The organism is Nocardiopsis trehalosi NBRC 14201, from assembly GCF_001552555.1.
Taxonomy (GTDB): domain Bacteria; phylum Actinomycetota; class Actinomycetes; order Streptosporangiales; family Streptosporangiaceae; genus Nocardiopsis_B; species Nocardiopsis_B trehalosi.
Genome location: NZ_BCRK01000033.1, coordinates 29612 through 41782, shown reverse-complemented (window position 1 = coordinate 41782; position 12171 = coordinate 29612). Strand labels below are relative to the sequence as shown.

Genomic DNA, 12171 nt, shown 5'->3' with positions numbered 1-12171 from the left:
AGGCGGCCCGCGCCGCGGCGGGTGCGCTGTACGGCGGCGCCGCCGTCGATCCGGGCACCGGCCGCCTCACCGTCGGGGTGACCGGCGCGTCGGCGGTCGGCGCGGTCCGGGCAACGGGGGCCGACGTCCGCGTGGTGGAGCGCGGCGAGGACGTCCTCGACGGTGTCGCGGCCGCGCTGGCCGACGCGCTCCCGGCCGACGCGGGCGCCGTGACCGGGTGGTACCCCGACCTCGCCGCCGACGCGGTGGTGGTGACGGTCGCCGAGGGCGGCACGGCCGACGCGGACGCGCTCGTGGCGGCGGCGGGGGTCGACCCCGGGGCGGTGCGGGTCGCCGAGGCGGCGCCCCCGTGGTCGGCCGACGCGGGCCCCGCCGCCGGTTCGGCCGCCGCGCAGATCGTCGGCGGGGACCCGTTCGCCACCAACGGGGTGGTGCGGTGCGCGATCGGGTTCGCGGTGACCACGGGCTTCTTGACCGCCGCGCACTGCGGCGAGCCCGGCGACACCGCCACCGGCCTGTCCGGCGGCACCGGCGTGTTCACGGCCGTGGCGCCCTCGTCCGGCGGCGCGCTGGTGACCGCCGAGGACGACTGGGAGCCCACGCCGTACGTGCGGTCGGGCAGCGGGCTCGTCCCGGTGCGGGGTTCGCGCGAGGCCCCGGTGGGCGCGTCGGTCTGCCGCTACGGGCCGGCCACCGGCGTGCACTGCGGCGTCGTGCAGGCCCGGAACCAGACCGTCGTGTTCCCCGGCGGCGCCCTGCACGGCCTGGTCCGCACCAGCGTGTGCGCCGAGCCCGGCCGGGCGGACGGCCCGTTCCTCAGCGGCGGCCAGGCGCAGGGCGTCGCGGTGGGCGGTTCCGGGTCGTGCGCCACGGGCGGCACGACGTTCCTCGCGCCCGTCAACCCGATGCTGTCGCAGTGGGGGTTGACGCTGGCCACCGCCTGAGCGGGGCGCGGCGGGGGAGGTCGGCGGACCCCGCCCCCGCCTGGCCAACCGACCGGTCGGTCTTATAGGGTCGCGAACACTTCGCACACGTCTCAGCCCACCGCGGGAGTGATCGATGAGCACCAGTGTCCGGGCCGCCGTCTTCACCGGGGTCGGCGCGCCGCCGCGCATCGAGGAGGTGGCGCTGCCCGACCCTGGCGCGGGCCACGTGCGCGTCCGGCTGGCCGCCGCCGGGGTGTGCCACTCCGATCTGTCGCTGGCCAACGGCACGCTGCCGCAGGCGATGCCCGCCGTCCTCGGCCACGAGGGCGCCGGCACCGTCGAGGAGGTGGGCCCCGGGGTGACCGGCGTGGCGCCCGGCGACCGCGTGGTCCTCAACTGGGCGCCGCCATGCCGGTCCTGCTGGTTCTGCGCCAACGGCGAACCGTGGCTGTGCGAGCACGCGATGGACGGCGCGCTGCGCCCCTACGCCGCGCTCGCCGACGGCACCCCCGTGCACGCGGGGCTGGGTACGGCCGCGTTCGCCGAGGCCACCGTGGTCCCGGTCGGCGCGCTGGTGCCGCTGCCCGACGGGGTCGACCCGGCGGCGGCCGCGCTGCTCGGCTGCGCGGTCCTCACGGGGTGGGGGGCGGTGGTCAACTCCGCCGGGGTGCGCACGGGCGAGTCCGTCGCCGTGGTGGGTCTGGGCGGGGTCGGCCTGGCCACCCTCCAGGGCGCCCGCCTGGCGGGGGCGGACCCGATCGTCGCGATCGACGTCTCCCCCGCGAAGGAGGGGCTGGCGCTGGCCTCGGGCGCCACCCACTTCGTCGCCTCCGGCGGCGACGGCCGCGCCGCCGCCAAGCGGGTGCGCGAGCTGACCGGGGGGCGGGGCGCCGACCACGCGTTCGAGGTGGTGGGCGCGTCGGCGGCGGTGCGCACCGCCTGGGACGCCACCCGCCGCGGCGGCACCACCACGGTGGTCGGGGTCGGCGCCAAGGACGACGTCGTCGGGTTCAGCGCGCTGGAGCTGTTCCATTTCGCGCGCACGCTGCGCGGCTGCGTGTACGGCGCGGCCGACCCGGCCCGCGACGTCCCGGTGCTGGCCGGGCACGTGCGCGACGGCCGCATCGACCTGTCGTCCATGGTCACCGACGAGATCGGCCTGGACGACGTCCCGGCCGCGTTCGAGCGGATGCGGGAGGGCCGCGGCGGGCGCTCCCTCATCCGGTTCGGCTGAGGCCCCGGGCGGTCCCGAGGGGCCGCCCTCCGCGTTCCTGCACCCGCCCCCGGCCCCTCCGGGGGCCGACCGACGGGAGTGGACATGACGGAATCGGAGATCGCCCGCCCGCTGCGTTCCGTGGCGGCGGTGACCGCCCGGATGCTGGTGGCGGGGAGCCCGTTCGAGATGGAGGTCGCGGCCGTGGGCGGCGTGCCGACGCGGGTGTGGCGGCACGCCCCGGACACGCTGCGCACGGTGCTGGAGGGCAGCCGCGGGGGTGCCGGCACGGCGCTGGTGTACGGGGACGAGCGGTGGACCCACGCGGAGTACTTCGCGCGGGCGGCGGCGCTGGCGCACCGGCTCGCCGGGGACTACGGGGTGGCCAAGGGCGACCGGGTGGCGATCGCCATGCGCAACTACCCGGAGTGGGTGGTGGCGTTCTTCGCGGCGGCGAGCCTCGGGGCGATCGTGGTGCCGCTGAACTCCTGGTGGACCGGCGGCGAGCTGGAGTTCGGGCTCTCCGACAGCGGGGCGAAGGTGCTGGTGGCCGACGCCGAGCGGATCGAGCGCCTGGCCGGTGCGCTGCCCCGGCTGGGCGTCGCCGTCGTCGCCGTGCGCGTCGACGGCCCGCTGCCGGCGGGGGTGCGGCACTGGGCCGAGGCGCTGGAGGGGGCGCCGAACGGCCCGGAGCTGCCGCCGGCCGACCTCGCGCCGGACGACCCGGTGGCGATCTTCTACACGTCGGGCACCACGGGGGTGCCCAAGGGCGCGGTGGGCTCGCACCGCAACCTGGCGTCCAACATCGTGGCGGGCTCGTTCTCCCGGTACCGGTCGCTGATGCGGCTCGGCCTGGAGCTGGACGAGGTGACCGCGTTCCTCGACGCGCTGCCGCCCGCGGTGGTGCTGTGCGTGCTGCCGCTGTTCCACGCGACGGGGGCGCAGACGGTCATGCTGCCGACCCTGTACAACGGGGGCACGCTGGTGCTGATGTACCGGTGGGACGTCGACGCGGCGCTGCGGCACATCGAGGCGGAGAAGGTGTCGGCGATCACGGCGGTGCCCGCGATGATCACCCAGATGCTGGCGTCGCCGCGGCTGGCCGAGCACGACCTGTCGAGCCTGCTGGTTCTGGGGTCGGGCGGGGCGCCGGCCGCGCCGGCGCTGGTGCAGCGGGCGCGCGGCAGCCTGCACGACCTCATGCTGGGGCAGGGGTACGGGCTGACGGAGTGCTCGGCGACGGCCACCATCAACGGGGGCAGCGACTACCTGCTGCGCCCCGAGAGCGCGGGACTGCCGGTGGCCACGGTCGACGTCAAGGTGGTCGATCCGGCGGGCACCGAGCTGGCGCCCGGCGAGGTGGGCGAGGTGTGGATCCGCGGGCCGGGGGTGGTCCAGGGGTACTGGGGGCGGCCGGACGCCACGGCCGAGACGTTCACGGAGGGCTGGCTGCGCACGGGCGACCTCGGCCGGCTGGACGAGGAGGGGTTCCTCTACGTCGTGGACCGCGCCAAGGACATGATCATCCGCGCCGGCGAGAACGTGTACTGCGCCGAGGTCGAGGCCGCCGTCCACGAGCACCCGGCGGTGGCCGAGGTCGCGGTGGTGGGGGTGCCGCACGACGTGCTGGGCGAGGAGGTCGCCGCCGTGGTGCGGGCGATCCCGGGGCGCCCCTTGGACGAGGCGGCGCTGCGCGCCCACCTGGACGGGCGGTTGGCGGCGTTCAAGATCCCGGCGCACATCCGCATCACCGAGGAGGAGCTGCCGCGCAACGCCGCCGGGAAGCTGCTGAAGAAGCGGGTGCGGGAGCGGCACGGCTGGGCGGGGTGAACCACAGGCCGGCCGGGGCGTCGCGGGATGCCGGTGCGGGGAGGTCCGCGACGCCGCGGCACGGCGGGGCCGCGCCGGTGGCGCGGAGAGCAGGCGGCCCGGGGCCGCCGGGCGCGGGCGCGCCGCGCGGACGCGGCGGGCGGGCGGTGCGGCGGGCGGGCCGGCGTTGGCGGGGGGATGGCGACCGGACGCGTCAGAGGGCCGGTCGGGAGGGCGGCGGGGGCGCGGGACGCCGCGGTGCCGCCGAGCGGGGCGGCGCGGCGGACGGGGCCGCCGCGGGGGGTCGGTCAGCCGGTCGCGTGGTTGGGGTCGCGGGAGCCCAGCGCGGGGCCGTGCTCGAACGGGGTGGTGCGGCCGGCGCGGGGGGTGGCCGGGTAGGGGGGCAGCTCGTGGGCGGCCAGGTCGGCGCCGCGCAGGGCGGCGAGGCCGGTGGCGGCCAGGCGGGCGCCGACGTCGCGGCGCAGCTGGGGCAGCATGGCGTAGAGCCGGTCGCCGGGGCAGGCGGTGGCGTTGAGGTCGCGGTGGCCGATGATGGCCGACGTGGGCCGGTTGTACACGGTGCACAGCCAGGCGCAGGTGGCGACCAGCGAGTTGTAGAGGGCGGTGGTCGGCGTGGCGGAGGTGTAGAGGCCTTCGTTCTCGATGCCGACCGCGACGTTGTTGTAGTTGGCGACGTGCGCGCCCACCACCTGGTCGCCGGCGCGGATGGCCGGCAGCGACCGGTTGCGGCCCTCCATGATGTAGCCGCCGCGGCTGATGGTGAGCTGCTGGCCGGTGTCCGCCCAGCCGTTGCTGTCCATGTGGTAGTTCTGGATCGACCGGGACAGCGAGAACGCGTGCGCCTGCGTGTAGTTGGTGCTGTTCGCGGTGGCCGTGTGGTGGACCACGATGTAGGTCGGCGGGGTGGCGAGGACCGTCGCGGCGCTCGTCGGCGGTCGGGCGGACCACGCGCTGCGCGCGTAGATGGTGGGCTGCGGGGCGGCCAGGGCGGCTCCGGCGGTGGCGACGTGGGCTCCGCCGATGAGGGCGCCTCCGGCGATGAGGGCCGTGCCGCGGAGGAGGTTGCGCCGGCTCAGGTCGCCGGGCGTGCCGTCGGAGGTCATCGTCCGTCTTTGTCCTGACATGGGACCCATCCTTGGATTTGGATGCTTTTGGCACCAGCCGGATCAGGTAAGCACAGCGACCCACCGCAGGAACATAGTCATATCTTGTCGAAATAACAGGGCATTTTGGACTAAGCGCGCATCTTGACAGGCCGCACCGCCGTCGTGACGGCACGTGGCGACGCCCGCCGCGGTCGGGCGCGGCGGGCGATCGCGTGAGCGGGGCCGGGCCGCGCGGGCCCGCCCCGGTCACGCGCCGTCGGCGTCGTCCTCGTCGCCCCCCTCCGCGCCGTCGGCGGACGCGGCGCGTTTGGGCGGGCGCCCGCGGCGCGGGAGGCCGCCGCTGTTCTTGGGCATCCGGCCCGCGTCGGACAGCGCGCGGCGGAGGAGGAACTCGATCTGCGCGTTGGTGCTGCGCAGTTCGTCGCCCGCCCACCGGACGAGCGCGTCGTGCACAGCGGGGTCCAGACGCAGCAGGATCTTCTTCCGCTCGGCCACGGTGATCAGCCCGTCCGCTACTGGTACAGCGAGCCGGTGTTGACGACCGGGGCGGTGGGCCGGTCGGAGCACAGGACGACGAGCAGGTTGCTGACCATCGACGCCTTGCGCTCCTCGTCCAACTCGACCACGTCCTGCTCCGACAGGCGCTGCAGCGCCAGGTCGACCATACCGACCGCGCCCTCCACGATGAGCTGGCGGGCGGCGACGACCGCGCCCGCCTGCTGGCGCTGGAGCATGGCCTGGGCGATCTCCTGGGCGTAGGCGAGGTGGGTGAACCGGGACTCGATCACCCGGACGCCCGCGGACTCCACCCGCGCCGAGATCTCGCGGGACAGCTTCTCGGTGATCTCGTCGGCGTTGTCGCGCAGCGACAGGCTGCCCTCGACGTGCGCGTCGTAGGGGTAGTTGGTGGCGATGTGGCGGACGGCGGTCTCGGCCTGGATGGAGACGAACCGGACGAAGTCATCGACCTCGAACACGGCGCGGGCGGTGTCCTCGACCTGCCAGACGACCACCGCCGAGATCTCGATGGGGTTGCCGTCGAGGTCGTTGACCTTCATGACGGAGGTCTCGTGGTTGCGGATGCGGGTGGAGACGGCGCGGCGGGTGGTGAGCGGGTTGACCCAGCGCAGGCCGTCCTCGCGCACGGTGCCCACGTAGCGCCCGAGGAACTGCAGGACGCGGGCCTCGTTGGGGGCGACGATGGTCAGCCCGGCGGCGACCAGCACCCCCGCGAGGAGGAGCAGGACGCCGGCCGCGATGGCGGCCGTGACGGCGAGCGCGCCGGAGCCGCTGAGCGCGATGGCGCCGAACAGCCCGACGCCGGCGCCGCCCAGGAGCAGCAGCAGCGCGAGCAGGGCGAGGGGGATTCCGGGGGCGCCCGAGGCGGTGTACTCGCCGACCTTGGGGGCGGGCATGTCGACGCCGGCCGGGGTGGTGGGGCTCATGGGGTGTCCTCCTTCGGTCATAAGATGACGTGATTCTAGCATTGTGATATCACTTTATCGAAGCCCGCCCCCGACATCGGGAGGAACCGTGTCCCGCCCCCTGCGCCTTCGACCGCCCCGCCACCGCGTCGCCCGCCGCGCCATCACCTGGTGGACGGCCCGCACCCTGCTCCTGGCGGTCCCGGCCGCCGCGCTGCCGGCCGCCGCCGGCCTGCCCGCCGTCGCCGCCGCCCTGCCGTCGGCCGCCGGGCCCGTTCTCGACCCCGCCCGGGTCTGGCTGTGGGCGGCGGCCGGGGTCCTGGGCGGCGTCGGCCTGCTGATCGCCGCCGTCGTGCCCGTCTGGCGCTACCGGGTCCACCGGTGGGAGGTCACCGAGGCGGCCGTCTACACCTCCTCCGGCTGGCTGTGGCAGGAGTGGCGGGTGGCCCCGATGTCGCGCATCCAGACCGTGGACACCGGGCGCGGCCCGCTCCAGCGCCTGTTCGGCCTGTCCAGCGTCACCGTGACCACCGCCTCGGCGGCCGGGCCGCTCAGCATCGACGGCCTGGACCACCGCCGCGCCACCGCGCTCGCCGACCGGCTCACCGCCAGTACCGAGGCCGCGAAGGGGGACGCCACGTGACCGCGCACCCGCTCGCCGCCACCGAGGCGTGGCGCGCGCTCGAACCCCCGGCGCTGTGGGCGGACCTCATCGCCCTCGCCGCCCGCGCCCGCGCCGGCGGCGCCGGCCGGGCACCCGCCCCCAGCCCCACCGAACCGCCGAAGGAGGACCCCGCATGAGCGCCCGTCCCGCCCCCGCCCACCCGCTGCGCGGCCCGGCCCCGGCCGGTGCCGCCACCGCGCCCGAGGCGTGGCGGCGCATCAGCCCGCTGACCGTCTGGGCCGACCTGATCGTCCTCACCGCGGTGATCGCCGTCCCGGCGGTGCTGCTGACCGGCGTGCTGGCGTTCGTCGGCGCCCTGCCGTGGGGCCTCCTGCCGCTGCCCGCCGCCGTGGTCCTCATCGGGCTGATCATGGCGACCGAGGTGCTGCGGTACCGCGCGACCCGCTACCGGGTGACCGCCGAGCGCCTGGAGATGGAGTCCGGCGTCCTGGCCCGCTCCGCGCGGTCCGTTCCGCTGGAGCGCGTCCGCACGGTGGACGTCACCGCCCCGATCTGGGCGCGCGTGCTGGGCCTGTGCTCGGTCACCGCCGCCACCGGGAGCGGCGGCGGGGCGGCCGGCGACCTGGTCCAGCTGTCCTACGTCACCGCCGACGAGGGCGAGCGGTTGCGCGTCCGGCTGCTGGACCGCGCCGACGCCCGGTCGGGCGGACCGGCCACCGAGGGCGGCGGCGAACTCGCCGCGCTCGACCCCGCGTGGTTCCGCTACGCCCCGCTCAGCCACCTCGTGCCCGTCCTGGGGGTGGGCGCCATCGGCGGCGCCTACTCGTTGCTGACCTGGTTCGGCGACCAGTGGGCGGCGGGGGTCGCCGTGGCCGTCTACGAGTACGCGCTGCCCCGGCTGGCGCTCGTACTGCCCGGCGCGGCCCTGGTCGTCCTGGTCTCCGGCGCCGTGGCCGCCACCGCGCTGCAGGTCGAGGCGTGGTGGAACTACCGGCTGAGCCGGGAGGACGACGGCACCCTGCGGGTGCGCCGCGGCCTGCTCACCGCGAAGTCGCTGTCGGTTCAGGAGACCCGGCTGCGCGGCGCCGAGCTGCGCGCCTACCTGCCGCTGCGCTGGTTCGGTTCCGCCCGGGTGGCCGCGGTGGCCACCGGGATGGTCGGGGAGGACTCCGGGTCGACGGCGGCCAAGAGCGTGCTCTCCCCCGACCTGCCCGCCGGGGTGGCGCACCGGTTGGCGGCGGACGTGCTCGCCGCACCGGCGGACCTGTTCACCGGCCACCTGGCCGCCCACCCGCGGGCGGCGCTGCGGCGCCGGGTGCTGCGGGGCGTGTGGGCGGCGGCCGCGCTCACGGCGGGCGCGGTGGCGCTGGCGTGGGCGGTGCCGGCGGTGCCGGGGTGGTCGGCGGCGGTGGTCGCGGCCGTGGCGCTCCCGGGTCTGGTCGGTTACGCCGTGGGCGCCTACCGCGGTCTCGGCCACGCGCTGCTCCCCGGCCACCTGGTGCTGCGGCGCGGCATGGCGGCCCGGCGGACCGTCGCGCTGCAGCGCGAGGGCATCATCGGGTGGCGTGTCCGCCGGTCGCCGTTCCAGCGCCGGGTCGGCCTGGCGACCGTCGGGGCGACCACCGCGGCGGGCGCGGGCCTGTACGCGGCGGTCGACGTCGACCTGGCCTCGGGGGTGGCCCTGGCCGCCGACGCGGTGCCGGGGCTGCTCGACCCGTTCGTGGAGGCGGCCTGAACGCCCGGCGGCGTCCCCCGCCGCTCGCGCCGCCGGGTGGGCGGCGGGCGGACAGCGGGTGGGCGCTAGCGCCGGGCGGGGCGCTGGATGTGCGCCAGGGCCATCTCGACCAGCGGGTACACCTCGATGATCTCGTGCAGCCGGAGCGCGGTGAGGACCCGCGCGGGCAGCGGGGCGGGTTCGGCCACCACCATGTGGCGGCCGTCGCCGGTGAGCCGGCGGTAGACCTCCATGAGGGCGCGGACCGCGCTGGCGTCGAAGAAGTCCGCCCGCGACAGGTCGACCACCACGCAGGCGCGCCCGGACCGCGCGGCGGCCCGCAGGAGACGCTCGCGCATGGCGTCGGCCGTGGCGATGTCGATCTCGCCGTACACGGCGACAACGGTCGCCTCCGTACAGGGGAACCGCTCCTGCTCTCGTCCGGACACGTCGCGCCGCCTCTCTAGAGCCGTTCCGCGCACCTGCGCCGCCTCCCGTGCGGGTGATCGTATCGAGCATGCGTCCGGCGCATGGGTGGTTTCGGGATAATCATGAATCGAAACCCCGTGGGGCCGGATGCGGCCCGTCCGAAACGCCCGGCGGGGTGCGGCGGGCACGGTCGGGCCGGGACGCGCGGGGCGTGTCGGGAGCGGGGGGAACGGGGGGCGCCCGGTCAAGCGGGGGCGGCGACGAGCACCCGCATCTCGGCGGCCAGGTCGCGGATCTCGCGGGTGTGCAGGCCGGCCGGGCGCAGCAGGGCGTCGTACTCGGCGGCGGTGCGCTCGCGGCCGGCGGTCATGACCATCATCTGCACGTCGAAGGCGAGCGACAACCACGGGTGGGCGCCGTCGGGGATGACGCGTTCGACCACGAGCAGCCGGCCGTCGGGGCGCATGGCGGCACGGCAGTTGGCGAGCAGGGCGCGGCAGGAGGCGTCGTCCCAGTTGTGCAGGACCCGGCAGAGCACGTAGACGTCGCCCCCGGCGGGGACCTCGCGCAGGAAGTCGCCGCCGATGGCGGTGCAGCGCCCTTCGGCGACGTAGGGGGCCAGGCGGCGCTCGGCGGCGGGCAGCACGTCGGGGCGTTCGAAGAGCACGCCGTGCAGGTGCGGGTGGGCGCGCAGCACCTCGGCCAGCCGGGAGCCGTCGCCGCCGCCGACGTCGACCACGCGGCGCGCGGCGGAGAGGTCGACGGCGTCGGGCAGCCCGGCGGCGAAGGAGCTGCCGACCGACATCCCGGCGTGGAAGAGGGCGGCGTCGTCGGGGTGGTCGGCGAGGTGGGAGAACACGTCGCGGCCGTGGACGGCGCGGAACGCCTGGTCGCCGGTGCGGACGGCGGCGGCGAGCCCGCCCCAGGCGCCGAGGAACAGGTCGCTGGTGTAGAGCAGGCCGAGGTCGCGCAGCGACGAGGGGTCCTCGGTGCGGAGCAGGCGGCCGGTGGGGGTCAGTTCGAAGCGGTCGCGCTCCTCGCGGACCAGGTCGAGCCCGGCGAGCAGGCGGAGCAGCCGGAGCAGGTGGTCGGGGTGGAGGTCGAGGTCGGCGGCGATCTCGGCGCAGGAGGCGGAGCCGGCGCCGATCCGGTCGACGACCCCGAGTTCGCAGGCCGCGGCGGCGGCCCGGGCCAGCCAGGGGCCCATGAACAGGCGGAGGAGCCTCCTGCTGCGGTCGTCGTCACCGGGCTCGACGGTCCCCATGCGCCTCCCCACGTCAGCACTGCGGCGTTCCCTCCACCGTAACGCGGCGTGACGCCCTGTTCGCGCGGTTTCGCGGTTTTCGAGGCCGACCGGAGGGGGCGGCCCCGGCGCCGCACCACTAGGGCGCGGTTCAGCCCATCCTCCCCATTCAGTTCACTTCGGGTTGGCGACGAGGCGGATGGCGAGACCGGTGAAGACGATCCCGCTGAAGACGTCGAGGGCGCGGGCGACGCGGCGGCTGCGGCGGAGCAGGTCGGACAGGCGCCCGGACGCCAGCCCGACGGAGGCGTCGACGGCCAGCCCCATGAGCGTCAGGGTCGTGCCGAGGATGAGCAGTTGGCCGGGGACGTGGCCCAGCGCGGGGTCGACGAACTGCGGCAGGAACGCGATGTTGAACAGGATGACCTTGGGGTTGAGCAGGTTGGTGACCATGCCCTGCACGAAGGCGCGCCGCCGGGTGCGGGCGACGCCCTCGGCGGTGGCCGCGCCGTCGGCGGCGGGGGTGAAGCCGGACCGGTCGCGGAACGCCTTGAACGCCAGGTAGAGCAGGTAGCCGGCGCCCACCCACCGCAGCACGTGGTAGAGCGCGGGCAGCGCCGCGAACAGCGCGGACAGCCCGGCGGCCGCCGCAACGGCGTGGACGAACGCCCCCGTGGCAACCCCGGAGGCGGCCAACACCCCGTTCAGCGGCCCACCCCGCCCACCCATGGCGATGATGAACATCATGTCGGGCCCGGGAGCCACGCACAGCGCGAAGGCGGCAACCAAGAACGCCGCATACAGGGAGATATCAACCACGACAAAGCACCCTACGCCCGATCCCCTACCTCCCCGCCATTGGTTTTCCCACCTCCTGCCGGCTGCGGACTATTCGGCGGTCCTGCTCACACGGATCAAGGTCTGCTGGCCGTTGGCGACGAGCTTCCGGGCGCCGTCGGCCTGGATGCCGTAGACCTCCAGCCGGCAGACGGTCAGGGTGCGTCCGGACTTCACGACGGTGCCGACCGCTTCGAGGTGATCGCCGGCGGCGGGCGCGAGGAGGTTGATCTTGTACTCGACGGTGAGGACGTCGGAGTCCTCGTCGAACAGGGTGAGCGCGGCATACCCACCTGCGCTGTCGGCGATGGCGCTGGTGGCACCGGCGTGGACGTAGCCATGCTGCTGCGTCACCTCAGGGCGGGCCGGAAGGACGATGTGGACCCGGCCGGGGCCGATGTGGGTGAGGCGGGCGCCGAGGTGCGACATCAGGCCCTGCAGATCGAAGCTGTCCTGGACGCGCGCTTGCACCGCCGGGCTCGCCTGTTCCTGCTGCATCAGGTCTTCCACGCGCGTGCTCTCCTTCGAATGCGTGTCGGTGGAGCGGGACGGGGCCTCAGCCGGCCAGGCCGTGCACCAGAGGGAAGGCGCCGATGGCGACCATCATGGCATCGCCGATGGGGGTGGCGATCCGAGCGGCCGCAGGCCGGATACCCGACACCGGGCGGGCGAGGACGCCACGGCGATGCGGACGACGGCGCAACGCGGTCGGGAGCACCGTGCTCGGCAGCCCGGTCTGCGCGGCCTGGTGCTCGATGCTCCAGGAAGGGCGGCAGGCCGCGCACGCCGGCGCGCGCCTCTTCCGGGAACGACGGGTCGCCGGT

At 75.8% G+C, this 12171-nt stretch carries 13 protein-coding genes; 6 read left to right on the top strand and 7 right to left on the bottom strand.

Annotation, left to right across the window (positions count from 1 at the left end):
• The 3 genes from NT8_RS08880 to NT8_RS08870 form a co-directional block, all read left to right on the top strand.
• On the top strand, nucleotides 1-944 hold a 944-nt coding region (locus NT8_RS08880), incomplete at its 5' end, for a S1 family peptidase (RefSeq protein WP_067966182.1).
• 115 nt (nucleotides 945-1059) lie between these two features.
• Nucleotides 1060-2160, top strand: a complete 1101-nt coding sequence (locus NT8_RS08875) for an alcohol dehydrogenase catalytic domain-containing protein (RefSeq protein WP_067966180.1) — start codon at nucleotides 1060-1062, stop codon at nucleotides 2158-2160.
• An 84-nt stretch (nucleotides 2161-2244) separates the two neighbouring features.
• Nucleotides 2245-3969: a class I adenylate-forming enzyme family protein gene (locus NT8_RS08870; protein WP_067966178.1), complete on the top strand. Its 1725-nt coding sequence runs from the start codon at nucleotides 2245-2247 to the stop codon at nucleotides 3967-3969.
• A 287-nt stretch (nucleotides 3970-4256) separates the two neighbouring features.
• Here NT8_RS08870 and NT8_RS08865 read toward each other — a convergent pair whose 3' ends face one another.
• From NT8_RS08865 to NT8_RS08855, 3 genes are all read right to left on the bottom strand, one after another.
• Nucleotides 4257-5093 carry a peptidoglycan recognition protein family protein gene (locus NT8_RS08865; protein WP_157515627.1) on the bottom strand — a complete coding sequence of 279 codons (837 nt, stop codon included), beginning with the start codon at nucleotides 5091-5093 and terminating at the stop codon, nucleotides 4257-4259.
• 228 nt (nucleotides 5094-5321) lie between these two features.
• Nucleotides 5322-5570: a hypothetical protein gene (locus NT8_RS08860; RefSeq protein WP_067966174.1), complete on the bottom strand. Its 249-nt coding sequence runs from the start codon at nucleotides 5568-5570 to the stop codon at nucleotides 5322-5324.
• A 17-nt stretch (nucleotides 5571-5587) separates the two neighbouring features.
• A complete protein-coding gene (locus tag NT8_RS08855) occupies nucleotides 5588-6520 on the bottom strand; it encodes an SPFH domain-containing protein (protein WP_067966172.1) in 933 nt (310 codons plus the stop codon).
• A gap of 88 nt (nucleotides 6521-6608) precedes the next feature.
• Between NT8_RS08855 and NT8_RS08850 the strand changes: the two genes are divergently transcribed.
• The 3 genes from NT8_RS08850 to NT8_RS08845 are packed head-to-tail and all read left to right on the top strand — an operon-like array spanning nucleotide 6609 to nucleotide 8859.
• Nucleotides 6609-7142: a PH domain-containing protein gene (locus tag NT8_RS08850; RefSeq protein ID WP_067966170.1), complete on the top strand. Its 534-nt coding sequence runs from the start codon at nucleotides 6609-6611 to the stop codon at nucleotides 7140-7142.
• A complete protein-coding gene (locus NT8_RS29255; protein WP_157515625.1) occupies nucleotides 7139-7300 on the top strand; it encodes a hypothetical protein in 162 nt (53 codons plus the stop codon). The genes NT8_RS08850 and NT8_RS29255 overlap by 4 nt, the downstream gene beginning before the upstream one ends.
• Nucleotides 7297-8859, top strand: coding sequence for a PH domain-containing protein (locus NT8_RS08845; RefSeq protein WP_067966168.1), 1563 nt, complete (start codon nucleotides 7297-7299; stop codon nucleotides 8857-8859). Before NT8_RS29255 ends, NT8_RS08845 begins: the two co-directional genes overlap by 4 nt.
• A gap of 65 nt (nucleotides 8860-8924) precedes the next feature.
• On the opposite strand, the gene NT8_RS08840 is transcribed toward NT8_RS08845, so the two are convergent.
• The 4 genes from NT8_RS08840 to NT8_RS08825 form a co-directional block, all read right to left on the bottom strand.
• Nucleotides 8925-9287, bottom strand: a complete 363-nt coding sequence (locus NT8_RS08840) for an STAS domain-containing protein (RefSeq protein ID WP_067966166.1) — start codon at nucleotides 9285-9287, stop codon at nucleotides 8925-8927.
• Between the two features lie 224 nt (nucleotides 9288-9511).
• Nucleotides 9512-10531 (bottom strand): methyltransferase, encoded by a 1020-nt coding sequence (locus tag NT8_RS08835; protein WP_067966163.1) that lies wholly within the window; start codon nucleotides 10529-10531, stop codon nucleotides 9512-9514.
• A 153-nt stretch (nucleotides 10532-10684) separates the two neighbouring features.
• On the bottom strand, nucleotides 10685-11329 hold the full coding sequence (locus NT8_RS08830; RefSeq protein WP_067966161.1) for a LysE family translocator: 645 nt from the start codon (nucleotides 11327-11329) through the stop codon (nucleotides 10685-10687).
• A gap of 69 nt (nucleotides 11330-11398) precedes the next feature.
• Nucleotides 11399-11857 carry a PaaI family thioesterase gene (locus tag NT8_RS08825; RefSeq protein WP_067966160.1) on the bottom strand — a complete coding sequence of 153 codons (459 nt, stop codon included), beginning with the start codon at nucleotides 11855-11857 and terminating at the stop codon, nucleotides 11399-11401.
• Between the last annotated feature and the right edge of the window lie 314 nt (nucleotides 11858-12171).

Bases quoted from the DNA above. Each gene is read 5' to 3' on its own strand.
- NT8_RS08845 (WP_067966168.1), top strand. From the start codon at position 7,297: ATGAGCGCCCGTCCCGCCCCCGCCCACCCGCTGCGCGGCCCGGCCCCG.
- NT8_RS08855 (WP_067966172.1), bottom strand. From the start codon at position 6,520: ATGAGCCCCACCACCCCGGCCGGCGTCGACATGCCCGCCCCCAAGGTC.
- NT8_RS08865 (WP_157515627.1), bottom strand. From the start codon at position 5,093: ATGTCAGGACAAAGACGGACGATGACCTCCGACGGCACGCCCGGCGAC.
- NT8_RS08875 (WP_067966180.1), top strand. From the start codon at position 1,060: ATGAGCACCAGTGTCCGGGCCGCCGTCTTCACCGGGGTCGGCGCGCCG.
- NT8_RS08870 (WP_067966178.1), top strand. From the start codon at position 2,245: ATGACGGAATCGGAGATCGCCCGCCCGCTGCGTTCCGTGGCGGCGGTG.
- NT8_RS08835 (WP_067966163.1), bottom strand. From the start codon at position 10,531: ATGGGGACCGTCGAGCCCGGTGACGACGACCGCAGCAGGAGGCTCCTC.